This is a genomic window from Enterocloster lavalensis, assembly GCF_046603895.1.
Lineage (GTDB): Bacteria > Bacillota > Clostridia > Lachnospirales > Lachnospiraceae > Enterocloster > Enterocloster lavalensis.
The window spans coordinates 5,880,904-5,904,395 of the sequence record NZ_CP176637.1 but is presented as its reverse complement, the minus strand read 5'-3'; the positions used below and the strand labels follow the sequence as shown (position 1 = coordinate 5,904,395).

At 56.7% G+C, this 23,492-nt stretch carries 25 protein-coding genes; 7 read left to right on the top strand and 18 right to left on the bottom strand.

The window, feature by feature from the left end; translation table 11 throughout:
* Positions 1 to 102: 102 nt before the first annotated feature.
* From ACK2JC_RS26475 to ACK2JC_RS26465, 3 genes are all read right to left on the bottom strand, one after another.
* Positions 103 to 348 carry an HPr family phosphocarrier protein gene (locus ACK2JC_RS26475; RefSeq protein ID WP_092360964.1) on the bottom strand — a complete coding sequence of 82 codons (246 nt, stop codon included), beginning with the start codon at positions 346 to 348 and terminating at the stop codon, positions 103 to 105.
* Positions 349 to 895: 547 nt separating this feature from the next.
* On the bottom strand, positions 896 to 1,306 hold the full coding sequence (locus tag ACK2JC_RS26470; protein ID WP_092360965.1) for a PH domain-containing protein: 411 nt from the start codon (positions 1,304 to 1,306) through the stop codon (positions 896 to 898).
* A gap of 149 nt (positions 1,307 to 1,455) precedes the next feature.
* Positions 1,456 to 2,598, bottom strand: a complete 1,143-nt coding sequence (locus ACK2JC_RS26465; RefSeq protein WP_092360966.1) for a glycosyl hydrolase family 18 protein — start codon at positions 2,596 to 2,598, stop codon at positions 1,456 to 1,458.
* A gap of 147 nt (positions 2,599 to 2,745) precedes the next feature.
* On the opposite strand from ACK2JC_RS26465, the gene ACK2JC_RS26460 reads away from it, so the two are divergent.
* Together ACK2JC_RS26460 and ACK2JC_RS26455 are read left to right on the top strand one after the other, a co-directional pair.
* Positions 2,746 to 3,561, top strand: coding sequence for a MerR family transcriptional regulator (locus ACK2JC_RS26460; protein ID WP_227167556.1), 816 nt, complete (start codon positions 2,746 to 2,748; stop codon positions 3,559 to 3,561).
* Positions 3,562 to 3,621: 60 nt separating this feature from the next.
* Positions 3,622 to 4,095, top strand: coding sequence for an SAM-dependent methyltransferase (locus tag ACK2JC_RS26455; protein ID WP_320936959.1), 474 nt, complete (start codon positions 3,622 to 3,624; stop codon positions 4,093 to 4,095).
* 208 nt (positions 4,096 to 4,303) lie between these two features.
* On the opposite strand, the gene ACK2JC_RS26450 is transcribed toward ACK2JC_RS26455, so the two are convergent.
* From ACK2JC_RS26450 to ACK2JC_RS26430, 5 genes are all read right to left on the bottom strand, one after another.
* Positions 4,304 to 4,714 (bottom strand): NUMOD1 domain-containing DNA-binding protein, encoded by a 411-nt coding sequence (locus ACK2JC_RS26450; protein ID WP_007712214.1) that lies wholly within the window; start codon positions 4,712 to 4,714, stop codon positions 4,304 to 4,306.
* A gap of 202 nt (positions 4,715 to 4,916) precedes the next feature.
* Positions 4,917 to 5,957, bottom strand: coding sequence for a dihydrodipicolinate reductase (locus ACK2JC_RS26445; RefSeq protein ID WP_320936960.1), 1,041 nt, complete (start codon positions 5,955 to 5,957; stop codon positions 4,917 to 4,919).
* A 109-nt stretch (positions 5,958 to 6,066) separates the two neighbouring features.
* Complete coding sequence (locus tag ACK2JC_RS26440) at positions 6,067 to 6,894, bottom strand: MerR family transcriptional regulator (RefSeq protein ID WP_092361180.1); 828 nt, start codon at positions 6,892 to 6,894, stop codon at positions 6,067 to 6,069.
* 238 nt (positions 6,895 to 7,132) lie between these two features.
* Positions 7,133 to 7,378, bottom strand: coding sequence for a hypothetical protein (locus ACK2JC_RS26435; RefSeq protein ID WP_092361179.1), 246 nt, complete (start codon positions 7,376 to 7,378; stop codon positions 7,133 to 7,135).
* Between the two features lie 109 nt (positions 7,379 to 7,487).
* On the bottom strand, positions 7,488 to 8,636 hold the full coding sequence (locus ACK2JC_RS26430; protein ID WP_092361178.1) for a DUF4317 domain-containing protein: 1,149 nt from the start codon (positions 8,634 to 8,636) through the stop codon (positions 7,488 to 7,490).
* A gap of 149 nt (positions 8,637 to 8,785) precedes the next feature.
* Here ACK2JC_RS26430 and ACK2JC_RS26425 point away from each other — a divergent pair, with 149 nt between their 5' ends.
* The gene (locus tag ACK2JC_RS26425; protein ID WP_320936961.1) at positions 8,786 to 9,397 is read left to right on the top strand and encodes a sugar O-acetyltransferase; all 612 of its coding nucleotides are present in this window, start codon (positions 8,786 to 8,788) and stop codon (positions 9,395 to 9,397) included.
* A gap of 38 nt (positions 9,398 to 9,435) precedes the next feature.
* Here the strand turns inward: ACK2JC_RS26425 and ACK2JC_RS26420 are convergent, their stop codons facing one another.
* The 6 genes from ACK2JC_RS26420 to ACK2JC_RS26395 are packed head-to-tail and all read right to left on the bottom strand — an operon-like array spanning position 9,436 to position 15,927.
* Positions 9,436 to 9,843, bottom strand: a complete 408-nt coding sequence (locus ACK2JC_RS26420; protein ID WP_092361176.1) for a PTS sugar transporter subunit IIA — start codon at positions 9,841 to 9,843, stop codon at positions 9,436 to 9,438.
* Entirely contained in the window at positions 9,840 to 11,078 is a 1,239-nt protein-coding gene (locus ACK2JC_RS26415) for a neutral/alkaline non-lysosomal ceramidase N-terminal domain-containing protein (RefSeq protein WP_320936962.1), read from the bottom strand. The genes ACK2JC_RS26420 and ACK2JC_RS26415 overlap by 4 nt, the downstream gene beginning before the upstream one ends.
* 16 nt (positions 11,079 to 11,094) lie before the next feature.
* Positions 11,095 to 11,895, bottom strand: a complete 801-nt coding sequence (locus ACK2JC_RS26410) for a PTS system mannose/fructose/sorbose family transporter subunit IID (protein ID WP_320936963.1) — start codon at positions 11,893 to 11,895, stop codon at positions 11,095 to 11,097.
* The gene (locus ACK2JC_RS26405) at positions 11,888 to 12,658 is read right to left on the bottom strand and encodes a PTS mannose/fructose/sorbose/N-acetylgalactosamine transporter subunit IIC (protein ID WP_092361174.1); all 771 of its coding nucleotides are present in this window, start codon (positions 12,656 to 12,658) and stop codon (positions 11,888 to 11,890) included. The genes ACK2JC_RS26410 and ACK2JC_RS26405 overlap by 8 nt, the downstream gene beginning before the upstream one ends.
* 16 nt (positions 12,659 to 12,674) lie before the next feature.
* The gene (locus tag ACK2JC_RS26400; RefSeq protein ID WP_092361173.1) at positions 12,675 to 13,160 is read right to left on the bottom strand and encodes a PTS system mannose/fructose/N-acetylgalactosamine-transporter subunit IIB; all 486 of its coding nucleotides are present in this window, start codon (positions 13,158 to 13,160) and stop codon (positions 12,675 to 12,677) included.
* A gap of 13 nt (positions 13,161 to 13,173) precedes the next feature.
* Complete coding sequence (locus ACK2JC_RS26395) at positions 13,174 to 15,927, bottom strand: sigma 54-interacting transcriptional regulator (protein WP_411338119.1); 2,754 nt, start codon at positions 15,925 to 15,927, stop codon at positions 13,174 to 13,176.
* Between the two features lie 338 nt (positions 15,928 to 16,265).
* Between ACK2JC_RS26395 and ACK2JC_RS26390 the strand changes: the two genes are divergently transcribed.
* Positions 16,266 to 16,520: an HAD family hydrolase gene (locus ACK2JC_RS26390; protein ID WP_368271324.1), complete on the top strand. Its 255-nt coding sequence runs from the start codon at positions 16,266 to 16,268 to the stop codon at positions 16,518 to 16,520.
* A 33-nt stretch (positions 16,521 to 16,553) separates the two neighbouring features.
* A complete protein-coding gene (locus ACK2JC_RS26385) occupies positions 16,554 to 17,084 on the top strand; it encodes an HAD family hydrolase (RefSeq protein ID WP_368271325.1) in 531 nt (176 codons plus the stop codon).
* A 76-nt stretch (positions 17,085 to 17,160) separates the two neighbouring features.
* Here ACK2JC_RS26385 and ACK2JC_RS26380 read toward each other — a convergent pair whose 3' ends face one another.
* The 3 genes from ACK2JC_RS26380 to ACK2JC_RS26370 form a co-directional block, all read right to left on the bottom strand.
* Positions 17,161 to 17,448, bottom strand: coding sequence for a hypothetical protein (locus ACK2JC_RS26380; protein ID WP_276852061.1), 288 nt, complete (start codon positions 17,446 to 17,448; stop codon positions 17,161 to 17,163).
* A 149-nt stretch (positions 17,449 to 17,597) separates the two neighbouring features.
* Positions 17,598 to 18,419 carry a PRD domain-containing protein gene (locus tag ACK2JC_RS26375; RefSeq protein WP_227167565.1) on the bottom strand — a complete coding sequence of 274 codons (822 nt, stop codon included), beginning with the start codon at positions 18,417 to 18,419 and terminating at the stop codon, positions 17,598 to 17,600.
* A gap of 147 nt (positions 18,420 to 18,566) precedes the next feature.
* Positions 18,567 to 20,882 carry a glucose PTS transporter subunit IIA gene (locus ACK2JC_RS26370; protein WP_320936966.1) on the bottom strand — a complete coding sequence of 772 codons (2,316 nt, stop codon included), beginning with the start codon at positions 20,880 to 20,882 and terminating at the stop codon, positions 18,567 to 18,569.
* A 376-nt stretch (positions 20,883 to 21,258) separates the two neighbouring features.
* Between ACK2JC_RS26370 and ACK2JC_RS26365 the strand changes: the two genes are divergently transcribed.
* Positions 21,259 to 21,615, top strand: a complete 357-nt coding sequence (locus ACK2JC_RS26365) for a winged helix-turn-helix transcriptional regulator (RefSeq protein WP_368271326.1) — start codon at positions 21,259 to 21,261, stop codon at positions 21,613 to 21,615.
* A 68-nt stretch (positions 21,616 to 21,683) separates the two neighbouring features.
* Positions 21,684 to 22,124: a pyridoxamine 5'-phosphate oxidase family protein gene (locus ACK2JC_RS26360; RefSeq protein WP_092361167.1), complete on the top strand. Its 441-nt coding sequence runs from the start codon at positions 21,684 to 21,686 to the stop codon at positions 22,122 to 22,124.
* 69 nt (positions 22,125 to 22,193) lie between these two features.
* On the opposite strand, the gene glp is transcribed toward ACK2JC_RS26360, so the two are convergent.
* Positions 22,194 to 23,468, bottom strand: a complete 1,275-nt coding sequence (gene glp / locus ACK2JC_RS26355) for a gephyrin-like molybdotransferase Glp (protein ID WP_320936967.1) — start codon at positions 23,466 to 23,468, stop codon at positions 22,194 to 22,196.
* Positions 23,469 to 23,492 lie beyond the last annotated feature (24 nt).

Here is a 23,492-nt window from a genome sequence, read left to right as displayed (position 1 = left end):
ATTTATGCCGTCTTTTCATGATAACACAAAACAGGGCGGATTGCAAACACACGTTCACAATCCGCCCTGTCCTGCTCGTTCAAGCGTTGGTTTTCAATTCAGTTATGCAACTGCAACCGCATTCTGAGGGTCAATGGTCTCAAGGTAGGCCTCAAATTCCGCGCTGTCGCCGTTAAACTGTACAGTCAGAATACGGGTCAGGTCCAGGCTCAGCACTCCCAGAATGGACTTTGCATCAATAATAATCCGGTTATAGAAAACATCGATATCAAAGTCACACTTGGTGGCCTCCTCGACAAAACGTTTTGCCTCGGCCAATGACGGTAACATGATTCTTCTCTGTTTCATATTCAAAACTCCTTTTTTTGTAAACCCGGTCACATGAACCGGGCCGCCGGCTGTTTGTTCGCCGTTGGAATACTTATATCACGATTAACGAAAGTTGTCAAATTTCGTTTCATGGAAGAATTGTCCATTTATGGCGAATTTTCTTGTGCAATCTGTCTTGATTCCCCGATGATTCCGATCGCATTTTAAGCAGATTCCCGGTGCTATTTCCAAAAATATGGGGACCGGCGGATTTCCCCCACCGGTCCCCGATTTTTCTTGATCTCGGATTTATGGAATGTGCGAAATTTTTTCAGCAAAGCCGTGAAAACGGCGATGAAAACGCGGTTTTAAGCGGTTTTTCCGGCTTGTCCGGGGCGCAGCGGCGCGGCGATCCGGGCGTGATGCGCCGCCTTATCCCGCTCTCCCGCCGGGCGCACATGCGGCCTCATCCCGGGCCTCCCGCCGGGCACACATGCGGCCTCATCCCCGAGTCCCGCCGGGCGCACATGCGGCCTCGTCCCCGGTCTCCCACCGGGCACGTCCTCATCCCGAGCCTCCCGCAAGATCACTGGTTTAGGTCGTCGTCGTAACCGTCGTCATCCTGTCCGTCGTCGTCATATCCGCCGCCCATGAACTCTCTGGAGGCCACCCGCTTGCGGTCCCGCTCCTTCTCCACCAACTCGGAAATCTGCTCCATCACGTCGGCGCTGCGGCGGATGTTGGTGATATCGAAATTCTTCAGGGTCTTGTCGCTGCTGACCACGTGGATCGTTCCCAGGCCCAGCATGCGCTGCCACAGACTGCGGCTCAGGGTCAGGTCCAGAATCCGGTAGAGTCTCACCTCGTCCTCATGAACCGTCAGCACGCCGGATTTCACAAAGAGGCGATCCTCCGCCAGGCCGTACACGGTGAACGTCCAGGGCAGGCCCAGGGCATTTCTCTTACGTTCGCTCCAAATCATATTTTCTCGTTTCATGGAATCATCCTCGCTGTTCTGTTGATCTATGGTAAACTACAAATTCTGTCACTGTGCCGCAGGCAACCCTTTCGTCTCCTCACAGTTACGTTCATTGTACTATAAGATTCTGAATATTACCAGATACCTGCCCCAAAATTTCATTTTTCTTAAACTTCTTTCGCGATTTCAAAGGTATCGGCCATGAGTATGAGTCCGGCGCGGAACAGCTGCATCATCTGCCAATACCCCGCCCCCTTTAACCCCAGCTCCCGGATCAGCGCGAACTTGGCCCGGTAGCTTCGCACGTCCTCGAACCACACCTCATGCCGGACGCCGTTCTGGGCGTAGTGGAAATAGGGGGACTGGGCCTGCTCGTCAAACCGGATCGCCGCCCCGTGGGAAATGGCCAACTGCACGGCCTCCACGTTGCCGATGGTCCGGGCCTTGGTGGTGCCCCGCACATAGGGCAGCGGCCAGTCGTAGCCGTAATTGGGAATTCCCAGGATGATCTTCTCTTTGGGAATCTGCGTCAGGGCGTACTCCGCCACCCTGCGCACCATGTTAAGGGGCGCAACGGCCATGGGCGGCCCGTAGGTATACCCCCACTCGTAGGTCATCAGCATCACCTGGTCCGCCGCCTCGCCCAGCAGCCGATAATCCACTCCCTCGTAGAGCAGTCCCTGCTGGTCGCTGGAGGTTTTGGGGGCCAGCGCCACGGAGACCCGGTAGCCGAAGGGGCTGAGAATATGCCGCACCAAAGCCACAAACTCCGCAAACGGCACCCGGTCCTCCGCGGGAATGTACTCAAAGTCGATGTCAATGCCCTGAAAGCCCTTCTCCTGCATGGTCCGGCCCAGCTGCCAGATGATGCGCTGCTGCAGCTGTAAATCCCCCAGCAGCGTGTGGATCAGGGAGCTGTGGAAACGCCCGTCCGGTCCGATGGAGGTAAAGGTGAGCACAGGACGGGTTCTCTGCCCCTTTGCGGCCTCTATCATCCAGGCGTCGTCCAGCACAGGCTCCACCAGTTCCCCCTCCTCGGTAAAGCCGTAGGAAAAGACGTACAGGGACGAGAGGTAGGGAAGGCTCTCGGAGAGAACCCAGGGGCTGATAAATGGGTAGGCGTAACCCAGAGTCTCCGCAGGCACGCGGGACTTTGCGGAATTTGCAGTGGGAATCAAGAGGGCCTGGCCCAGCGCAAGGGCGTAGGGATAGACCATCTGGTTGATATAGATAAGGGAGTCCACAGGGACTTTATAGGTGAGGGCAATCTGATCGATGTTGTCGTTGGGTTTCACAGTGTAAATTTCCATTAAATAGGATACCCTCCGCAGGGGTAGTCTTAAGGTATGTATATGTGGGGGGAACGGAGAAAATGAGGAACGGGACGGAAACAGACGGATATAAAACCCTTGAAGTGTAATCACAGTCCGGTATAATGAGGACATGGAGGTGATTCTGTGTTTCGAATTGGAGAATTTTCCCGGCTGACCCAGGTGACGGTCCGGATGCTGCGGTATTACGATGAGACGGGGCTTTTGAGACCGGCGAGGGTTGACCCCCGGACCGGGTACCGCCTGTACGAGACCCGGCAGATACCGCGTCTGAATCAAATCATCTATCTGCGGGACAGCGGTTTCAACGTGGCGGAGATCGCCGCCGCCCTGGATGCGGAGGAAAAAGGCCTGCTGGCAAAACAGCTGGACCGGAAGTCTGCGGAAATCGGGGCGGAAATCGAAGCCTGCCGCGAAAAACTCAGGAAGCTGGAGACAGCCAGAAGAGCGCTTTTAAACGGAGGCGGCGGGATCCATTTTGATATCTCAGTCAAACCCGTCGCAGAATGCCTTGCGCTGAGCCTGCGCCGGACAATCCCCGATTACTACGGCGAGGGACTTCTGTGGAAGGAATTGGCCGGTTTCGCCGGACAGCGGCGGATCGCCCTCACCGGCGAACCATTTTCCATCTACCATGATCCGGATTACCGGGAAAAACAGGTGGATGTGGAGCTGTGCGTTCCGATCAAAGAGTCTGTTGCTGACAGGGACGGCTTCACCTGCCGGACGGTGGAGGCGGTGCCGTTTATGGCTTCCACAATGGTGTGCGGAGATTTCCCCAACATTGCCGGGGCCTTCCAGGCGTTTGCCCGGTGGCTCCAGGACAATGAGGTTTACCGGATGGCGGGACTGACCCGCCAGATCGTCCACCGCGGGCCGTGGAATGAGGACGATCCGGATCATTATCTCACGGAATTGCAGATTCCTTTGGAAATGGCTTGACTCTCACACGGTGTGAGGTCTTATGATGAACTCACATCAAACGAAACGGAGGAAAACATCATGAACCATTTTCAGGTAAATCCCATCGGAACCATTCACCACAGCGAAGAGGGCCCCTGTATCCGGGTGGACAACGCCTACATTCCCGCCCTGAAGGCCCTGGAAGGCTTCAGCCACATAAACGTCATCTGGTGGTTTGACCGCCTGGACGACCAGAAGTCCCGCTCCCTGCTGCAGACGGAGCAGCCGTATAAAGGCGCACCCGCCGTCATGGGGATCTTCTCCACCCGATCCCCCCAGCGCCCCAATCCCCTGGCTCTGACCGCCTCCCAGGTCACCGGGCTGGACCCGGAAGCAGGCATCATCCGGCTGGCCTTCATCGACGCGGAGGAAAATACGCCGGTGCTGGACATCAAGCCCTACACCCCCAGCTTTGACCGCATCGAACATCCCGGCGTTCCCGCGTGGTGCAGCCACTGGCCCCGCAGTTCAGAGGAATCCGCGGACTTTGACTGGGATGAGGTCTTTTCCTGATAAGTCCGCGCTATAAGCGGTTGTCCGGCTTTAAGCGGCACTCGCTGCATTCCCGGCTGTGGATGGATACAAATGCCCGCAGGCTGCGCCGGCATCCCGATGCATTCATTAAAAAGGCGGGCGCAGATAATTTTCTCTGCGCCCGCCCTGTAAATCTCACGCGGTATCAAACGGCTGCCATCCCAGTCATTCTTGTTCCGTTTTCCTTCTACTCCTCCTTCAGCATCCAGCGGTACCCGCCCGCCGTCTTCTGTGCTCCGTTCAGCGCGCAGGAAAGACTGCGCCGGCTGATGCCTGTCGCACGGCTGGCGTGAGCGATGGAATTGAACTGACAAATCTCCGTTCCTTCCAGATCCATCTGGAGTACCGGCCGCTTGTCGTGGTATCCGATGCAGCTCTCCCCGCTGATCTCAATGTTGTCCTGAGGGGTCTCCTCTTTCACCTTTTTCCAGATAAAGCCTCCTCCGGTCTTGCGCTCTCCGTGCGCCGCTCTGACCACAGCTCCGGACGATGTGCCGGCCGCCTCAGCGGCCTCCCTGGAGCTCTTATAATCCGCCATGAAAATGCCATCTTTCGTATACTGGCGGTACACAAATCCTACATTCGATGTCCGACTCATATGTACGTCCTTCCTCTGCTAAATTTCGAATATAGTCATTATAGCAACTACAAAAGTATTTGTCCATATGCATCGGGAAAATATTCACAAAGCCCCCGCTGCCAATTTTATCCAACACTGTAGGTTTTGCAGTCGAAAAAGAGCCGCAGGCGGGACCCGCGGCTCTCTGTTTACTTTTTCTAATAGACTAAATCACAAATACTTATAAATCCAGATACAGGTGCATGGGATAGGACAAATACTCCACATCGTCCAGCTTCTCCACCGTAATATATCCGGCGGGCGCGTTGATGATCGTGGGGATACGGTTCACAACCGTTGCGCAGGTGTGTTCCACCGTGGCGGGCTTCTGTACGAAGAAGGTGGTGTCCGGCTCGCCGATGATCTTCCAGTCGCACATATCGCCGTCCTCCGGCCCGTACACCTTGCCGATACACTGTGTCTCGATCACCGGCCCCTGGAAGGTCTCGGTGGTGACCACCGCGCTCATGCCGATGCACTGGCCCTTGGGGATCACCCGGCCCATGGTCTCGGAGTACAGGTCCTCGGGATAGAAATAGGGAACGCACTTCTGGGTCTGGGACTTGATGGTCCAGCCCATCTTGTTGCAGAGGGCCTCGTTGGAGTTCCACACGTAGCTGGGCTCCAGGGTGGTGGGATGAGCGATCTTCTCCTCAAATTCCTCAGGCGTCAGTCCCACGCCGTGGGCCTCTGCCAGCGCCAGTCCGTAATCCTCCACGTTGTAGCTGATGGCGCCCTCGATGCGGTCGATGCGGTGCACGCCGCCCGCCACGCAGCCGATCATATTGATCCAGTAAATATCCTGCATGCCCGCGCCCACGATGGTGCAGCCGGTCTCCTTGGCCAGTTTGTCCAGGCGGTTGGTGATGGCGGAAGCGGTGGTCCAGGGATAAATGGCCTCCTCGCAGGTGGTCACCACGTTGATTCCCCGGGAAACGCATCTCTCAAAGTGGGGATACACATCGTCCATAAAGCTGAACAGCGTCAGAACGGCGATGTCCGCGTCGCACTCGTCCAGCACGGCGTCCGCGTCGTTCCGGATCACCACGCCCAGCTTCTGGCCCAGTCCGGCGAACTCGCCCACGTCCATTCCAACTACCTCGGGATTCACGTCGATGGCGCCCACGATCTCCGCGCCCTTCTCATACAGGTAACGCAGAATGTACTTTGCCATCTTTCCACAGCCATACTGCACAACACGGATCTTCTCACAATTCATCATTATTAATAACCCCTTTCGTGATGGTTTTGTATTGCCTTGTGAGTTAATTATAAGGCTTATACAAGGTATCAAGTCAACGGGGAAAATCCACTTTTATTTTCAGACAATTTCAAAGCCGCACCGGGATTTGCAGGCGCAGGAACATGCCCCGTTCCTGCATGTCCATGGGCACCTCCGCCACCACCTCGCAGATGTAATCCCCGGTAATCTGATACCCTCTCTGTTCTATGGTTTCCAGCAGCCTGTCTATGTATTCCTTTTCTTTGTCAAAGCTGTTGCAGTAAATGCACAGGTAGGGACTGGGCGGAATCACGGTGATCATACTCTCCTCCACCGCGCCCTCGTCCACCAGCACAAAAATCTCCGTGGAGTCGTAGTTCCGGGCCAGCAGCTTGTCCTTGCGCAAAACCGTGCCCGCATTGTAGAAGTAGATGGGCGACAAACGGTGGGCCAGCAGGTTTTTCTTCAGGTCCCGGAGTATTTTCTCGTAGACGTCGATGCCGTAGGCGTAGAAATTGATCCCGGAATCCACCATGTAGGTCAGACGTCTGGGAATATATTCCAGAATAATGGTGCCGTCCGGCGGCGCGTTCTCGTACCACTCGTAGCTCTCCAGGGTCCGGCGGATAGCCCGCTTCTGGTAGTGCAGCTCCTGAATCTGCTCGTCGATGGCCCGGGAATTCTTCATCAGAATTTTCTTAAACTGCTCCAGATCGAAGTCCTGTAACTGGCTGCGGATATCCTTCAGGGACATGCCAAGGGACTTCATGTGCTGAATCATGTCCAGCTGGGCGCTCTGGCGGATGTCGTAATAACGGTAACCGTTCTCCTCGTCCCGGTACATCGGGGAAAACAGGCCGGTCCGGTCGTACAGGCGCAGGGTCTGCTCCGACACGCCGTTCAGTCTCGCCATCTGTCCGATTGTCAGTTCTTTCACAGTATTTCCCGACCTTTCTTTGTGTAGTTTGGATAAATTTTCTGAATATTTTCCATATTTTATAACCCGATTATACCAAAATAACCTGATACCTACAATAAGGTTTTGATTATTTTGTCATGATTTTAACAGCCATTATTTTTTCTGCCGGTTCGCTGGGAGCGGCCCGGAAAATCCCCTGCCCGCGCAAATTGCGCCTGAAGCGCTGCCGGTCCCGCCCACGAAAAAAGCAGAGCGACTAAGCGCTCTGCTGTGTATCCCGGCCCTGCTCCAGCATTTCCTTTAAATCCGCAACCGTCATCCCCTGCTCATCCAGAAGCGCCATCACGGATTTGAGCTGTTCCAGCTCGATCTGCTCCTTTAACTGCCGCTCCTTCTCTTTCAGAGTCTCCATACAATCCTTATACTGCTCCAGCGCTTCCACCACCTGTGCCAGCTCCTCGTTCAGCTTCTCCAGGGGCGTTTTCCGAACTCCACGTGCCATATCCAGTTCTCTCCTTTATCTCCGCAATATTCCATGGTTTGTACCACTGGTTACATTATATGCGGATTTTGGAAAAATTATGACGGCGGCGGAAAAGATTCCCAGATTTCTACTCCTCGTCCTGCTTTGAGCGGATGGGTTTCACGGAAATGCCGTTGATCTCCACGTGCTCGTTGACCTCGATGACGATGCAGGAGCGGCCCTCCACCATCTTGGTCTGCACCAGGTAGGTCTTGTCCGGGGCCACCTTGATGCTCACGTCCGGAGTCTTGATCTCAAAGCCACGGGTGCTGACCACGTTGGTGGCCACAAAGCTGGCCTCCCGGCTCTTCTCGTCGGTGGGATAGATCGTGTCCAGCTCCTGCAGCTTCTCCGGGTCCGCGCCGTTGTTCTCCAAAAGGCGCTTCACCTGGTACTTGTCCAGGGTCAGGGGCTCCGGGTCCTCCTTGCGCTCCTCCAGCATCTCGCTTAAGCTCTCGTGGATATTTTTCACGGTCTCAAAATCGCAGTTCTCCCCAAGCGTTTCCTCCACGATGGCCTGGAAGGTCTCCTTCTGGCTCTTGGCGGACAGGGGGATGGTGCAGCCCAGCACCTCGTCGATCAGCTGGGTGCTCAGCTCCTCCGGGTTCTTGGAATAGTACAGCAGGCTGTGCAGGTCTGTGTTCCGGTCATTGAAAGCCGGGAAGAGAAATCCCAGGTCCGGGGCCTCCACCAGCCAGTCCCGGTTGCGGTTCTCGATGGCGTTGGTCATAGGATTGTAGCTGAGCCCGGCCTTGGAGAGCTTCACCGGGCAGACGCTGCACTGGATGAAGGAGTACACGTAGTCCGAGGCGTCGAACATCTCGATACCGTCCGTGGACTTGGCCGGAATGTCGTAGGCGCAGTGGATGAGTATAATATAGTAGTTTTCGCCGTAATCATAGTTGGCGATGACCTTGTCGTAAAATTCTTCCAGCAGCGCGTCGTCCTTCAGCTCGCTGTCCCGCAGCCGCAGCAAAAACTCCTGGGTTCCGCCCTCCGCCTCGGTATGTAAGGGAAATTCCATGTTGATCAGATTCTTCCCCAGGGTGCCGGACATGGCTCCCCGGAAAATGGTAAAATATTTAAACGCCTCCTCCTCGGGAAGGGAGAGAAAGGCCTCCTTTAGCTCCGTGCGCTTCTCCTTCTCCGCGTCCACGTAACAGCCGCAGATTCTGGTGATGGCGCAGCCTGCGGGAGTGAAAAGTTTCTTGATTTCGCTGACTTCTTTCTTATTCATATGGCATGTCTCCTGTTCTGTGCGTTCGCACCGCGGCCCTGCCCTGCAGCCGGTCCGCCGCGGCCTCATCTGTAATACTAGATCAGATTGGAATATAAGTCAAGTTGTGTTATAGTGATGAGGAAATGAAACAATCAGGAGGTAAGGTTATGGATTCAAAACAGAACCGGGAGCGCATGGAGAGCGGAAAGCTCTATTTTTCGGCCGACGAAGCCGTGATGGCGGAGCAGACCGCCTGTATAGAACGGCTCTGGGAATACAATCAGTCCCGCCCCTCGGAGGGAGAAAAGCGGGCCCGCATGCTGGAGGAACTGTTCGCCCACGTCGGAAAAAACGCCTATATCGAACCGCCCCTCAGGGCCAACTGGGGCGGCGCGCGGGTCCGCCTTGGGGATAATTTCTACGCCAATTTCAACCTCACCCTGGTGGACGACGCTGAAATCAGCTTCGGGGACAACTGCATGGTGGGCCCCAACGTGACAATCGCCACCGCAGGACACCCCATTTTGCCCCAGCTTCGCTGCCAGCTATTGCAATACAACCTTCCCGTACACATCGGGGACAACGTGTGGATCGGCGCGGGAGCCATTATACTGCCCGGCGTGACCGTGGGGGACGGCTCTGTGATCGGCGCGGGCAGCGTGGTCACAAAGGACGTGCCCGGCGGCGTGGTGGCCGCGGGTAATCCCTGCCGGGTACTGCGGGAAATCGGGGAGCGGGACCGGGTGTATTACTACAAAAACCTGCGGATTGACCTCTAAAAGCGTCAGCCCGCAGGTTATGGGGACGGCCGGACGGCCTACTCGTCGTCCTGGTTTTCCCCCGTCTCGTATTCATTTACATAGATCAGGTGGTTTTTAGCTTCCTCCACCACCGACCGGACCGCCTCCCTCGTGAGGGGAACGTCCTCCGGCTGAAGCACCAGGCTCAGAGCGCAGGGAAGGTTGACGCCGCAGATCAGATGGCAGCGGTCGCTCATGTACTGGCAGAACTTCTGGTTCACGCTGCCGCCCAGCATGTCCGTCATGATCACCACCTCGTCCTCCGGCCCGAATCCCGCCAGGGCTTCCCTGATCTGACCGTCCAGGTCGCGCTCGTCCACATAGGCGCTGATATCCACGATATCCGACCTGGAGGTGAGAAATTCCAGGGTTTCCTTCAGTCCCCGGGCCATCCGGTGATGGGATGCAATTACGAATCTTCTCATAAGCTCTCTCCTCGCAAATCCTCGATTATCTGATCCACATACAATTCCGCTTCCCCCTGGGGAAATGGGGTCTGCATGCTCTCATAGCCCTTGCCGAACTCCTGCCGCTCCACGATATAGCCCGCGCTGTAGTTGGCGTAGCCCCAGACAATCCGAACCGGCCCTTCCATGGCTGCTTTGATCCGCAGCCCAAAGGTGGAGAACAGCTCCCCGGGAATCGTCACGATCTCCAGGTCTCCCAGGCGGAAGATCACAGATTTCAGGGTGACGTCCACGCCCCCTGCCTCCAGCTTGCGCTTCATGTGCCGCAGCCCGGACCACAAAAGCTTTTTCTCGTCCTGCCCCACCGCGGCCGCCAGCTGCTTTTCGCTGTCCGCGATCTGGGCCTTCAGGGCCTCCGTGTCGTAGCGGTGGCGCACGGTGTACCGGGAGGTACCTACCCTGACGGCTTTCAGCTCCAGCGGCCGTTCCTCCGCCCCGAAGCCGCCGATCTGGTCCATGATCTCATCCCGGACCCGCCACAGCTCTGCCTCGTCGTTCCCCCGGCGGTACTGGCGGTTGCCCATGTCCCCACAGGCCCCCTGCATGGTCAGGAAAATGGTATTATACTTCTCATCCAGAGCCTTCCCAATATTTCCCAGCAAATCGGAGCTGATCTTCATGTTGTGGATGCCCAGCACCGTGGGATGGCAGGTCAGGCTGGCGATTCCCGCCACCACATGGTTTTCGTTCCGAAACAGGATCAGATTCACGTCCTTGTCGCTGGGCTTGTCCTTGTAGTTGCGGTTCCCGTAGACGCCCTCTATGGTCCCCTGGACCACGCTGGGGGTAACCTCAAGGAATCCCCGGTCAAAGCACTCGTCCACCGCAGCCAGCACACGGTTCACCAGAAAGCTCCGGTAGTCCGCCTTTCTCCGGTTCCGGTCCTCCCCCTCGTCCTCGAAGCTGATGTCCGGGCCGGAGTGGGTGTGGATGGTGGACAGGATGACGTGCTCCACGGGCACGCTGTATTTCGCAGCCACCACCCCGCGGACGTAATCGCTGATCAGCTCCTCCAGGCGGCATAAATCCAGCGTCACCCACACGAAGATTTCCCCGTCCACCCGCAGGCACAGGGCCCTGCAGTACAACCGGTCCAGCACGCCGATGGATTTCCCGGTCCGCATGGCGTAGCCCCGCATGTACATGGGAAATTCCGGCGTTATGTCATATTTTGCCGCGCTTACCTCTACCATCTGCACTCACCCGCCTTTACGCCAGAATCCCGAAGGCGGAGCAGACCATGGAGAACAGAATCACCAGCAGGATAATAGTGGTCACCTTCATGCCCTTGCGGCCGATCAGCTTGTACAGGGCCCACACGGTGAGCACGGAGATCATGGAGGGAAGGATCTTGTCCAAAAGATCTGCCAGCGCCATGTTCACCGCTCCCATCTGGAAGGTCAGAGGCGTTTTCGCCGTCACCACCGTGGCGGCCAGGGCTCCCACCACCGTCAATCCCAGCACGGAAGCCGCGTCGGTGATCTGGGCGATCTTTCCGCCGAATTTGGTGATCAGCTTGGTGCCCTCGCGGTAGCCCACCCACATGAGCTGGGTGCGGACCGCGATGAAGAACACGTTGGTCAAAAGCCAGAGAATCGTTCCCACCGGGTTGCCTTCCAGGGCCATGTATCCGGCGATGGAGCCTAAGATGGTGGGAAGCAGGGTCCAGATTAGGGTGTCTCCGATACCGGCCAGCGGGCCCATCAGGCTGACCTTAATGTTCTGCACCGCGTCGGCCGCGGAGATTCCTTCCTTGTCCTCCAGGGCCAGGGTCGCGCCCAATACCAGGTTCGCCACCCAGGGATGGGTGTTGAAATACCGGAAATGGTTGTTTAACGCCTCCACGTACTCATCGTCGTCCGGGTAGATTTTGCGCAGAAGGGGGCCGATACCGAATACCACGGCCGGGGCCAGCTGCGTATCATAGTTAAATGTGGTTACCGCCATCAGGGACCATCTGCAGGCTCCCTTCACACAATCCTTTTTTGTCAATACCGGTTCTCTATTCATCTTCCAATCCTCCTGCAAATCCAACTGTGGCTCTCGCTTCATTATCTGTGTAGAACTTGTACGCCAGCGCCGTTCCCAAAAGGGCTACGCCCAGAACCGGAACCTTTATGTACGCGCTGACCACAAAGCCGATGAGAATGTAGTTGAAATACTTTTTCGCCGGCATGTAGTGCAGCAGCATCGCGATACCAAGTCCGGGCAGCAGCTTTCCGGCCACGGACAGTCCGCCGGTCACCCAGGCCGGAAGCACGTCCAGGATCGCCTGTACCAGAGGCGCGCCCGCCGTCAGGGCCACCGCTGTGGGGAAGGACATGAACACCGCCACCATCACCGGGCTCAGCAGCATGATGGTGTACATTTTCTTGAATTCCTTTTCGTTTGCGTAGCGCTGGGCCTTCTGGGCGATAAAGGAGTTGCAGATCTTAAACAGCACGTCCATCTGCACGCCCAGCATACCGACGGGAAGGCCGATGGTCAGGCCCACCTCCGGTCCCTGGCCCGTGGTCTGGGCAAAGGCGCAGGCGATGATGGTCGCCACGCCGTAGTCCGGCACCGAGGAGCCGCCGATGGCCGCCACGCCCAGGGACATCAGGGTAAAGGTACCGCCGATGTAAAGCCCGCTGTTCACGTCGCCCAGAATCAGGCCGCAGATCAGGCCCACAATGGCCGGCCGGGCGTGGGTCAGTGAAAGTCCGCGGCGGTCCAGGTTGATCCCCGCGGCCACCAGTATCAGTGCAATTATCTGCCATACAGCTAATGTCATCTCTTTTTCCCTCCTGCTATCTCAAAAACTCATCCAGATTTACCACCGAGTCCGCCGGAACGTACTGGGCGTAAATTTTGGTCCCGTTTCCCTTCAACACCTTGTAAGCCTCAATCTCCCGGTCCGTGGCGTAGGCCCTCTGGTACAGCTTGACGCTGTGCACGGACTCGTCCGGGTGGGTGGTTCCGCCCACCACCAGCTCGGGGATCTTCACCCCGGCCTCGGAAAGGCTTTCCAGGGTCACCGGGCTCTTCACGATCACAAACACGTTGTGATCCTCGTATTTCCCGGCCTTAAAATTGTTCAGCGCCTTCTCCAGGGTGATGATGGAGATGGCCATACCAGTGGGGCGCGCCAGCTTCATACTGGCCTTGGTCAGCTCGTTGTTCGCCACCCCGTCGTCGATGATCATGATGCGCTGGGCCCCTGAGCGCCCCGCCCACTGGGTGGCCACGATTCCGTGCAGCAGACGGTTGTCGATTCTAGCCAATGTGATTCCCATAGTTTCATTCCTCCTATTCGTCCTCGCGGCCCTGGTCAAAAGCCGGCCGCCCGGTCATTTTATTCTTAGAATTCAAGTGGATATAGTCATAAATGTACGCGATCTCACTGACCGGCAGGTCCACCTTGTAGTGGTTGGAAATATCCTGGAAGCACTCCTGGACCCAGCCGATAAAATCTCCGTGTTTTTTCTGGAACCCTTCCAGATCCTGGTAATTCTCGATGGAGGTCTTGGTCACCAGCCGCTCCACCAGGCAGCACAGGTGGACGTAAAGGCCGATGATGATTCTCCCCTCCAGCTTCTGCCCCGTGATCCGGGAAAGCCGCGTCACCGAGTGTTCCACCTCGTCCAGAAGCTTGGCCGGGTTCAGGATGGTGATGGATTCCACCACGTTCTGGAGGGTAAAATTCTTCAGCATGTTCTGATTGAACACCTCCAGCTGCTTCTCATCCAGGTAGGCGGAAAAGATCCGCTTCAGCTGCTCCGCCCCGTCCATGGAGATAATGTCCTCCAATGCGATAAAGGGAACTCCCTCGATCTCCGGGTTGAACAGCCCGATGATGCATTTCACCCGGTATCTGGCGAAAATCTCGTCCCGACTTCCATTTTTCACCAAACGGTAGTAATCGTAGGCGATATACCGGACCGGAATGCAGGCGTCGGAGCTCTGGAGAATCAGCTCCTTGATCTTCTCCGCCGTGTCGATCCCATTTTCGCCGCTGAAAATGATGGCGTCCTCCTTGCGCACATTGTTGATAATCCGGTAGGTACAGATATTGTTCTCGCTGGCCCGCTTTAAAATCTCCTCCATATCCATGTTTCCGCAGATTCCAAGGCCGATATCCACGGCCAGGGCCGTGCTGATGTTGTTGATGATGCCGATGTTCACATTGGCCAGGTTCCGCATCTCCCGGTGAATCTGCTCCAGAGAGCCCATGTCCACCATGAGCACGATGTCCCGGCAGGTAATGTAGCGCTCAATGTGTTTTTCCAATATCCCGGCGATATCCCGGCTCTGGACGTCCAGGGGCATGTCGATGGCCTCGAACACCTTCTTTCCGATGATCTGGTTGGCCGCGTCCGCGATGCTGGTGGCCGTGGAATAGCCGTGGCTCAAAATAACCCCGGCCGTGGAGGCCACCGCGATGTGCTCGTTCTGGCTCTTCACATTGAGCAGAAGGAACAGCTGGTTCAAGCTGTTGACCTCCACGTCCAGATTCTGCTTCACAAGCCCGGCGATCTGGGCGGTGATGGCCGCCTCCTTGGCCAGCTCCTGCTTTATCACCCCAAACAGGGAGACGATCTCGTCCCCGTTGGTCTTTACCCACTTGGACACGATGTGGTCCGCCCGGAGCTGGATGTACAGGCACCGGGCCAGGAGATAGCTGTACTTTTTGGAGAGATTGATCCCATAGGTCTCCCCCACTGTCTCAAATATCTGGTTGATCATCTGCTCGTAGCTGGCGATCTTGTTGTTGACCAGCTTCTGCCCGTAGATCAGATAATCATAGTAATTCTTCAAATGCTGCTGACAACCCTTTAACATTCCCTCAAAGCCCTGATCCCCGCTCTTGAAATCCTGGTACTCGTCCAGGATCATCTGGAAATACTGGATGGCCTGCTCAAAGGAATTGTCCCGGTTGTAGCTGCTCATGCGGATCAGCTTATCGTCCTCCTCCTCCGCTCCGAACCGGAAACTGGACATCATGTAGTCCGGCAGATGGTAGGTGCGGATGGCGATCTGGCCCGCGTCCCGCTCCAGGTAGGCCCCGGCGCAGCAGCTGGTGATACAGAACAAAAGCTCGTCGATGTTGTTCTCGAAGGGGTATTCCAGCATGCAGTGGAAGGCCCGCTTGCTGATGCTCACGTCCACCCCCATGCGCTGTCCCTCCCGCCTGAGGAAGGCGACCAGCATCTCCTCCTTCTCGTCGATGGTCCGTTCATTTAAGGAGGGGACCTGAATCACAATGGGAATCCGCCTGGCAAATGCCTTGAACAGCGCTTCCCCCGGCGGCCTGGAGGTGGCGAACACCAGCCTGGCCCCCGACTCATAGAGCTCATCGCCTCCGCCCACGGTCCTGTACTGACCGCTTACCAAATAGGAAAAGATCATTTCCTGCCCCGCCGCCGGCAGCCGGTCGATCTCGTCGAAAAAGATCATGCCTCCGTCGGCCCTGGACAGCCATCCCTTCCCGTCCCCCTCTCCCAGCAGATTCCGGGCAAAACCTTCCGTATTCTGGGCGTACTCCGCGCAGTCCACCGCAATATAGTGCCGGTCCGCCTTGATGACCTTCTCGTTCTTCCCGTACTCAAACATCAGTCTGGACAGAAAGGATTTACCCGTGCCGTTGGCGCCGTACAACAGGGTGGGAAGGCCGTTTGGCGGATACTGGACCGCCGCCTTGCACTGCTCGATACAGGGACTTAAACTCAGGTAATGTCCCACCGCCTTCTGAAAATCCCGTTTGGACTCCCCGCTGCGGCTCTTGATCAGAAATTCGTCCAGACCGGAAAAGATACAGGTGTCGAAGGTCACCTGCGCGCTGCGCTCCACGTTTTTCTTATGGAAAAAGTACACCGGCCTGGAATTGACCTTGATCGCCCGCGCCTCCTTCACCAGCTCGTTCAAATACTGGCTGGCCAGGTTCCTGGATATATTCAGGTTTTCGCTGATGTCGTTGGCTGTAAACTGCTTCAATTCCTTTGTAGAGAAATTCCGGCTGATTTTTTCCAGATATCCGTAAACTTCTTCCTTGGTGCTGAGCATACTCATCTCTCCTGTTCTGGGGGAATTACCTGGTACATGTTTCATTATAGTAATTTTTTGTGTTTTGGGAATAGGCTTTTGTGCATTCCGCCACTCATGTAGGGATTTCAGCAGTAGGATATGACTTTTTTGAACAAACTTTTGTGTTTCGACACTAAAATTGACACTCTGAGTCGAGCGGACATGGTATAATTAAGGAAACGTATCACTTATCGTCACCCGTGCCGGATGACGACAATGTATAATCAAGGAAACGTATCACTTATCGTCACCCGTGCCGGATGACGACAATGTATAATACCTCTCATAATTCCCAACATTCAAGGAGGAAACTGATTATGAACCCACACAACATCCGACTGGTCGCTCTGGACATGGACGGGACGCTGCTCCACGAGGACAAGCACATTTCCCGGCGCACCTTACAGACGGTGCAGAAGCTGGCGGACGCAGGAATCCGGGTGGTTCCGGCCACCGGGCGCGGGCTGGACGGGCTGCGAGGCACCATTTTACAGGTCTCACCCATCTGCCACGCCATCTGCTCCAACGGGGCCGCGATCCAGGACCCGGCAAGCGGGGCCGTGCTGGAGTAGACGCCTATCCCCATCCCCGAGGCCATCCGCCTGTTGGAATATTACAGGGAGCGCCCGCTCTTCTTCTATCTTCACACCAGTCAGGGGCCCATCCGGCCCGAGGGCTGGAAGGAAAGCGGCCTGGCGGCCCGGTTCCCCTACCTGCGATTCGATACCTCGACCGTACCTGACCTGATCCAATGGCTGCGCGGGACAGATGCCTCCCTGTGGAAAATCGGCGTGTTCCCCCATAGCGACCAGGCATTTCGGGAGATGCTGCGGGAGGGCAGCCCGCTTCCGTCTATGAAGCCCATGCGCACCGGGGAGTGTAATATTGAGATCAACTCCGTACACGCCTCCAAGGGGAATGCGCTGAAATCCCTCTGCGCGCGCCTGGATATCCCGATGTCCTCGGTTTTGGCCATTGGGGACAATCAGAACGATATTGAGATGCTGCGCTTTGCCGGGGTATCCGTGGCGATGGGGAACGCCCAGGAGGATGTGAAGTCCGCTGCGCGCTTTGTGACGGGGAGCAATGAGGAGGACGGGGCGGCGGAGTTTTTGGAGCGGTATTTTTGGGGGTAATGCGCTGAACCATAAAAAGAGTGTAAACCCGGATCATTTGATGGGCTTACACTCTGTATGGTTTTTGATTATGTGATTATGCTAACTTGCTTTCAAGCTGTGTTACCCTTTCTTTTAATTCTGACATTTCTTCGGCTTGTCTGTCGATCAGCTTAAGAAGCAATGTAGAATTATCAGCTTTTAAAAGTAACGTATCATATTTGGCATTCAGCGCTTTTATGGCATCTTGATTTTTCAAAACCTCACGTTCCACATTCATTAATTCTTTGAATGTATCCGCATTCTGTTTTTCTATATGACCTATATGACCATTTATGCCCTGTATCTGAGAAAGTAACAAGTCAAGCTTTTCGCTATCTGTCATAGTATCACCACCTTCACACTCTGGCCTAATTATAGATAGATTGTACCACATCGAGGGGGTAAAGTCTATTCAATTATCAGCACAAACTATCCCAGTAACCCTCGTCCTTCTCCACCTCTTTTTAACTGCCGTTTTTTATTTTTAAATACTCACCCCTGCCCCGCCGCCCGCTGGATATGGATCGCCAGAAAACCGATCTCCTCCTGGGCCACGGGACATTTTAACTTCCGGCCGATGTCCTCGCAGACCTGCGCCGCCACCTCATAGGCCCTGGGAAAATTCTCCCTGGCATAATCGCCCATGTTCAGGTTGGTCTGCTCCTTTTTCCGGGTTCTAGCGATCATGTAACGCAGATGGCTCATCAGGCGGTTGTAGCCCAGGGAAGCAGCCGGCAGGTTCATTCCCATGCCCTCCTCCACCTGGCGGATTCCGTCCTGTACCAGCCGGGCCAGCTCCAGGGACTGGGACACATTCTCGTCGGAGAGGCCGCCGTGAATGTGCAGCGTAATGTAGCTCACCTCGTCCTCGGAAATCTCCACGCCCAGCTCCTGCCGGATCAGCTCCCGCCCCTTAAGGGCCGCCTCGTACTCCTGGGAGAACAGGGCGCGGATGTCCTGGCTGAAGGGATTGGGCAGCTCGCAGCCTTCTTTTGCCCGGCTGACCGCCAGGGCGATGTGGTCGGCCATGGCGATGAGAATATCGTGCCGGATGGGGCCCAAAAGCCCCTCTGCCGCCTCGATGATTCTGGCCGTCACCTCAATGTATACCGGGTCGATGCCGTTCACGGCCTGGAGGGCGGAGGTCTCTTTTTTCACCAGCTCGTAGCGCCGCGCGTCCGGGCTCCCCCCGAACCGCTGGCCCATCTTCTTCCCAAAGCCCACGCCGTTTCCCAGCAAAATGACCTCCTGCTTTTTCTCCATATCCAGGGCCAAAACCCCGTTATTGTTTAAAACCTTGATGACCCGGTACATAAAAACCCTCCCTGGTATGTGTTCTCTGGCTATTATGCGTTCTTGATTTTACCATGCCATCGGCCGCCAGACCGACAACATGAATTCGTTTCCTTGATTATACCCGAAAATTCGGAAAACTGCCACCGGCCGGAGAGAGTTTTTCTATTAATACCACGCGATCTCATCCAATGCGTTCACCTGTCCGGCGCGCTCCATGTGCACCGACTGTCCCTCGGACAGGCCGGTAAACACTGCCATACAGGCGTCCGAAGCCGCGTTCGCCCTGATATAATCCAGATCGAACTTCATGAGAAGCTGACCCCTCTTCACCTTCTGTCCATCCTGAACGAACACCTCAAATCCCTTTCCGTCCAGCTTCACCGTGTCCACGCCGATGTGCAGCAGATACTCCATGCCGTCCTCAGTTTTCAGTCCAATGGCGTGCTTGGAGGGGAACACGAACATAATCTCCCCGTCCTCTGGCATCACCACCTGGCCGTCCGAGGGCTTCACCACATACCCGTCGCCCATCATCTTGCTGGAAAACGCCTCGTCCGGCGCTTCAGTGATGGGGGCCGCCGTGCCGTTGAAGGGCGAGCAGAGGATGTGGCGGGCGGGCTGCTGGGCTGCCTGCGGCGCTTCCTGAGCGGCATCTGCTCCGGGCTCGCTCACCTGGCCTTCACCTGCGCCCTGGCCATCCGTCTGGCTGCCCTGCCGGTTTACGTTCCCTGCCTCTGCGCCCTGCGCCGTCCCCTGGCCCAGTCCGCCGTCCTGATCCTCCGCATTCCCTGCGCCTCTGCCCTGCGCCGTATCCTGTCCCAGACCTGCGCCCTGCGCCTCCGCGCTCTCATCCCCCATCTGCTCCAAATACCCTTCCAACTCCGCCTTAATCACCGTCACATTCGGCCCATAGATCACCTGAACGCCCTGGCCCTTCTTAATCACGCCCACGGCCCCCGTGGCCTTCAGTCCCTTCTCGTCCACCAGCTCCGGCCGCTCCACGGAGCAGCGCAGCCTTGTAGCGCAGCAGTCCACAGAAGTAATATTCTTCTTTCCACCCAGGAAACGTGCGATATCCGCGCTTCTCTGGTCCACAGCGGCGCCCGTCTGCCCCGCCTCCGAACCGTTCCCAGTCCGCTTCGCGTTCACATCCGCCTTGGTGTAGAGGCGCGTTTCCTCGTCCTCCTCCTCGCGGCCCGGCGTTTTCAGGTTAAACTTCTTGATCAAAAAGCTGAAAATAAAGTAATACAGGAAGAAATAAACCACGCCCACCGGAATAATCCACATCCAGCTGGTCTTCGCGTTGCCCTGCAAAATGCCGAAAATCAGCAGATCCAGCAGTCCGCCGGAGAACGTCAGTCCCACCGCGATATTCAGCATATGGGCGATCATATACGCCGCGCCTGCCAGGATCACCTGCACCCCGAACAGCATGGGCGCCACGAACAGGAAGGAGAACTCGATGGGCTCCGTGATGCCCGTCAGCATACAGGTAAGCGCCGCCGAGAGCAGCAGGCCGCCCGCAGCCTTCTTCTTTTCCGGCTTAGCGCAGCGGTACATGGCCAGGGCCGCGCCGGGCAGGCCGAAGATCATGAAAATGAACTCACCGGAGAAATACCGGGTTGCGTCGGCGCTGAAATGGGCCACGTTGGAGGAGGCCAGCTGTGCGAAGAAAATATTCTGTCCGCCCTGGATCAGGCTGCCGTCCACCATCATGGTGCCACCCACCGCCGTCTGCCAGAAGGGCAGGTAAAACACGTGGTGCAGGCCGAAGGGAATCAGCGCCCGCTTCACAATCCCGAAAATCAGGGTTCCCACATATCCGGTGCCCGTCACCAGTCCGCCCAGTGCGAAAATGGCGTTCTGCACCACCGGCCACACAAAGTACATCAGAATCCCCACAAACACGTAGGTGATGGTAGAAATGATCGGCACAAACCGGGAACCTCCGAAGAAGGACAGCGCATTTGGCAGCACGATCTTGTGATACCGGTTGTGCAGCGCCGCCACGCCAAGGCCCACGATAATACCGCCGAACACGCCCATCTGCAAAGTCTGAATCCCCAGAACGCTGGTGATGGTCCCCTCCAGCACGCCCTCGGCTACAGAGCCGTCCGCCAGCACCTTGCCGGTGTTCTGAAGCACTGCGTTAATGGAAATGTTCATGACCAGGAAGGCGATCATGGCGGAGAGGGCCGCCACCTCCTTCTCGGCCTTCGCCATGCCGATGGCCACGCCCACGGCAAAGATAATCGGCAGGTTGTCGAAGATCACGCTGCCCGCCTTGCTCATGATGGTGAGCAGGCTGTGAAGCAGGGTTCCATCTCCCAGGAACGCCTCCAATCCATAGGTTGCGATGGTCGTCGCATTGGTGAAGGAGCTGCCGATACCCAGCAGAAGCCCCGCCACCGGAAGAATCGCGATGGGCAGCATAAAGCTTCTTCCCACACGCTGTAATACGCTGAAAATTTTATCTTTCATCTCACACATTCCTTTCCGTGCGCCCTTTTCATGCCCGTCTCCCTGATCTGCGGCCGCAATGATCTTCCCCGGAAACTCCGTGCGGTCCCCGCAGGTAAAGCCCGCGGTCCACCACACACAAAAAGGCATTAACTAATAAGAACATTTCCATGTTCTCAATAGCTAATGCCTGCATGACCAGTAACACACTTTGTTTTGTTTTTAACTAGGTATAGTATAAACAGAAAACAGCATGAATGTCAATTTAAAATGCGCACAAAATACAACGTCACTTTTTATCTATTTTTCACAAACATTCTCCCGGCATCCCCGCTTGTGCATTTCCATCCCATGCCCTATAATAAACTACAGAACCGCTTACAAGGGAGGAATCATCATGAAACAACGCACCGACTACACCTGTCCGCTGGAGCTCACCCACGACATCATCCGCGGAAAATGGAAGCCCATTATCCTCTGGCAGCTGAGCAAAGGCACCTCGTCCCTGTCCTCCCTGGAGAAATCCATCCTGGGCGTCAGCCGTAAAATGCTGATCCAGCATCTGAAGGAGCTGGCGGAGTACGGCATCGTCGGCAAGCAGACCTACGAAGGATATCCCCTGAAGGTAGATTATTTTCTCACGGACCGGGGGCGGAGAATCCTCGAGGCCGTCTCCATTTTACAGAGCGTGGGAATCGAGCTCATGCTGGAGGACAACCGCGGGGATTTCCTGCGGGAAAAGGGACTCTTATAGTTACAAAAAAGTGCCTTCTTTACGGTTCCTCCGCCCCGGGCTATAATGGGAGGAAAAGGAGGCATTTTATGAGAGACGCAGAACAAACCATCGGCAATCTGATCGACAAGCAGGGGGTATCCTTCATCAGCTCCGTGGACGAAAACGGCTGGCCCTGCACCAAGGCCATGCTGCCGCCCCGCAGACGGCTGGGCATTGAGACCTTTTATTTCACCACAAATACCTCGTCCATGCGGGTCTCCCAGTACCGCCAAAATCCCAAAGCCTGCATCTATTTCTGCGACCGCAGGTTCTTCCGCGGGGTCATGCTCACCGGAACCATGGAGGTTTTAACGGACAGCGCTTCCAAGGAAATGATCTGGCGGGACGGGGACACCATGTACTATCCCGGCGGCGTCACGGACCCGGACTACTGCGTCCTGAAATTCACCGCCAGCCAGGGCAGGTTTTACAGCAGCTTCAAGTCGGAAAACTTCGACATCCCCGCGTATACCGGGGAGGCGGAATAGACGCAGGGCGCATCCCGATGATTCCATCACCGGGGCGCGCCCTGCATATTTATGTCCGAAAATTCTTCCTTACAGCAGAATCACCCGCACCTCTCCCCCCGGTTCCACCGCCTCGGTGCCCGCCGGGATGTCCACCAGGCAGTTGCAGCCGCTCATGGAGCTCAAAATACCGGAGGCGTGCTTTTTCACCTCGGGAATCCGCACCTGGCCGTTCTCGCAGACGCCCCGGAGGAACCGCCTGGAAGGGCTGGCCTTGGGGAAGCCCTGGGGCATGACCGCAGTGCAGGACCCGGGATTTAAGGCCGGGTTGTGGCCCGCTTTGGCCAGCATGGGCCGGACCAGAAGCTCGCAGTCCGCCAGCGCGCCGAAGGGGTTCCCGGACAGGCTGACGACGGGCGTTCCCTCCAGCACCGAGCCGATGGTGGGCATGCCCGGCTTCATGCGGATCTTCCAGAACAGGCGCTGGGCTTTACACAGGGCCAGGGCCTCATGCATGATGTCCTTTTTGCCCACGGAAACGCCGCCGGTGGTGATGATCAGATCCGCCTGACCGCAGGCACTGACCAGCCGCTTCGCCATCACCTCAGGCTGGTCGGGAACCCGCTCCAGGGCCGTGATCTCCACCCCTAATTCCCGCAGCCGGGCCGCCAGGAAATACAGGTTGTTGTCGTAGATTTTGCCAGGGGCCAGCTCCGTGCCCGGCTCCGCCAGCTCGTCGCCGGAGGCGAACACCGCCACTCTGGTCCTGCGGTACACCTTCACCTTCTCCCGGCCCAATCCGGCCAGAATCCCTGTCTCCACATAGGTCAGCGCCGTTCCCTCCTTCAGGACCAGGGTTCCCGCCTCGATGTCCTCGCCCTTGAAGCAGTAGTTCTTCCAGGGACCACAGGGCTTGTATACCTGAACCCGCTCCTCCCCGTAATCCGTCTGTTCCTGGTACACGCAGCAGTCCGCGCCTCTCGGAATGGGCGCGCCGGTCATGATGCGCATGGCCTGCCCCGGCCCCACCTCAGCATCCGACCAGCCCCCGGCGTCCACCTCGCCGATGACCTGGAGGACGGCGGGATTCTCCTGGGACGCCTGGGCGATATCCGCGCTGCGCACCGCGTAGCCGTCCACGGGCGAGCGGTCAAATGGCGGGTTGTCAAAACCGGCGCTCACGTCCTCCGCCAGAACCCTGCCTGTGCAGTCCAGCAGCGGCACCGTCTCCGTTTCCCGGATCACCTGGCAGTGCGCCAGCAGAGAACCGGCCGCCTCCTCCAGGGATACGCGGTCCGCGGCTCCGCGGAAATCCACGCTCCCCTCTCCAAACTCTCTCTCCACCTTTAAGTCTCCCGCTCTCATCTTTCGTCTGTCCTCCTCAAATTC

Bases quoted from the DNA above. Each gene is read 5' to 3' on its own strand.
- ACK2JC_RS26475 (WP_092360964.1), bottom strand. From the start codon at position 348: ATGAAACAGAGAAGAATCATGTTACCGTCATTGGCCGAGGCAAAACGT.
- ACK2JC_RS26470 (WP_092360965.1), bottom strand. From the start codon at position 1,306: ATGAAACGAGAAAATATGATTTGGAGCGAACGTAAGAGAAATGCCCTG.
- ACK2JC_RS26465 (WP_092360966.1), bottom strand. From the start codon at position 2,598: ATGGAAATTTACACTGTGAAACCCAACGACAACATCGATCAGATTGCC.
- ACK2JC_RS26455 (WP_320936959.1), top strand. From the start codon at position 3,622: ATGAACCATTTTCAGGTAAATCCCATCGGAACCATTCACCACAGCGAA.
- ACK2JC_RS26450 (WP_007712214.1), bottom strand. From the start codon at position 4,714: ATGAGTCGGACATCGAATGTAGGATTTGTGTACCGCCAGTATACGAAA.
- ACK2JC_RS26445 (WP_320936960.1), bottom strand. From the start codon at position 5,957: ATGATGAATTGTGAGAAGATCCGTGTTGTGCAGTATGGCTGTGGAAAG.
- ACK2JC_RS26435 (WP_092361179.1), bottom strand. From the start codon at position 7,378: ATGGCACGTGGAGTTCGGAAAACGCCCCTGGAGAAGCTGAACGAGGAG.
- ACK2JC_RS26430 (WP_092361178.1), bottom strand. From the start codon at position 8,636: ATGAATAAGAAAGAAGTCAGCGAAATCAAGAAACTTTTCACTCCCGCA.
- ACK2JC_RS26425 (WP_320936961.1), top strand. From the start codon at position 8,786: ATGGATTCAAAACAGAACCGGGAGCGCATGGAGAGCGGAAAGCTCTAT.
- ACK2JC_RS26420 (WP_092361176.1), bottom strand. From the start codon at position 9,843: ATGAGAAGATTCGTAATTGCATCCCATCACCGGATGGCCCGGGGACTG.
- ACK2JC_RS26415 (WP_320936962.1), bottom strand. From the start codon at position 11,078: ATGGTAGAGGTAAGCGCGGCAAAATATGACATAACGCCGGAATTTCCC.
- ACK2JC_RS26410 (WP_320936963.1), bottom strand. From the start codon at position 11,895: ATGAATAGAGAACCGGTATTGACAAAAAAGGATTGTGTGAAGGGAGCC.
- ACK2JC_RS26405 (WP_092361174.1), bottom strand. From the start codon at position 12,658: ATGACATTAGCTGTATGGCAGATAATTGCACTGATACTGGTGGCCGCG.
- ACK2JC_RS26400 (WP_092361173.1), bottom strand. From the start codon at position 13,160: ATGGGAATCACATTGGCTAGAATCGACAACCGTCTGCTGCACGGAATC.
- ACK2JC_RS26395 (WP_411338119.1), bottom strand. From the start codon at position 15,927: ATGCTCAGCACCAAGGAAGAAGTTTACGGATATCTGGAAAAAATCAGC.
- ACK2JC_RS26390 (WP_368271324.1), top strand. From the start codon at position 16,266: ATGAACCCACACAACATCCGACTGGTCGCTCTGGACATGGACGGGACG.
- ACK2JC_RS26380 (WP_276852061.1), bottom strand. From the start codon at position 17,448: ATGACAGATAGCGAAAAGCTTGACTTGTTACTTTCTCAGATACAGGGC.
- ACK2JC_RS26375 (WP_227167565.1), bottom strand. From the start codon at position 18,419: ATGTACCGGGTCATCAAGGTTTTAAACAATAACGGGGTTTTGGCCCTG.
- ACK2JC_RS26370 (WP_320936966.1), bottom strand. From the start codon at position 20,882: ATGAAAGATAAAATTTTCAGCGTATTACAGCGTGTGGGAAGAAGCTTT.
- ACK2JC_RS26365 (WP_368271326.1), top strand. From the start codon at position 21,259: ATGAAACAACGCACCGACTACACCTGTCCGCTGGAGCTCACCCACGAC.
- ACK2JC_RS26360 (WP_092361167.1), top strand. From the start codon at position 21,684: ATGAGAGACGCAGAACAAACCATCGGCAATCTGATCGACAAGCAGGGG.
- glp (WP_320936967.1), bottom strand. From the start codon at position 23,468: ATGAGAGCGGGAGACTTAAAGGTGGAGAGAGAGTTTGGAGAGGGGAGC.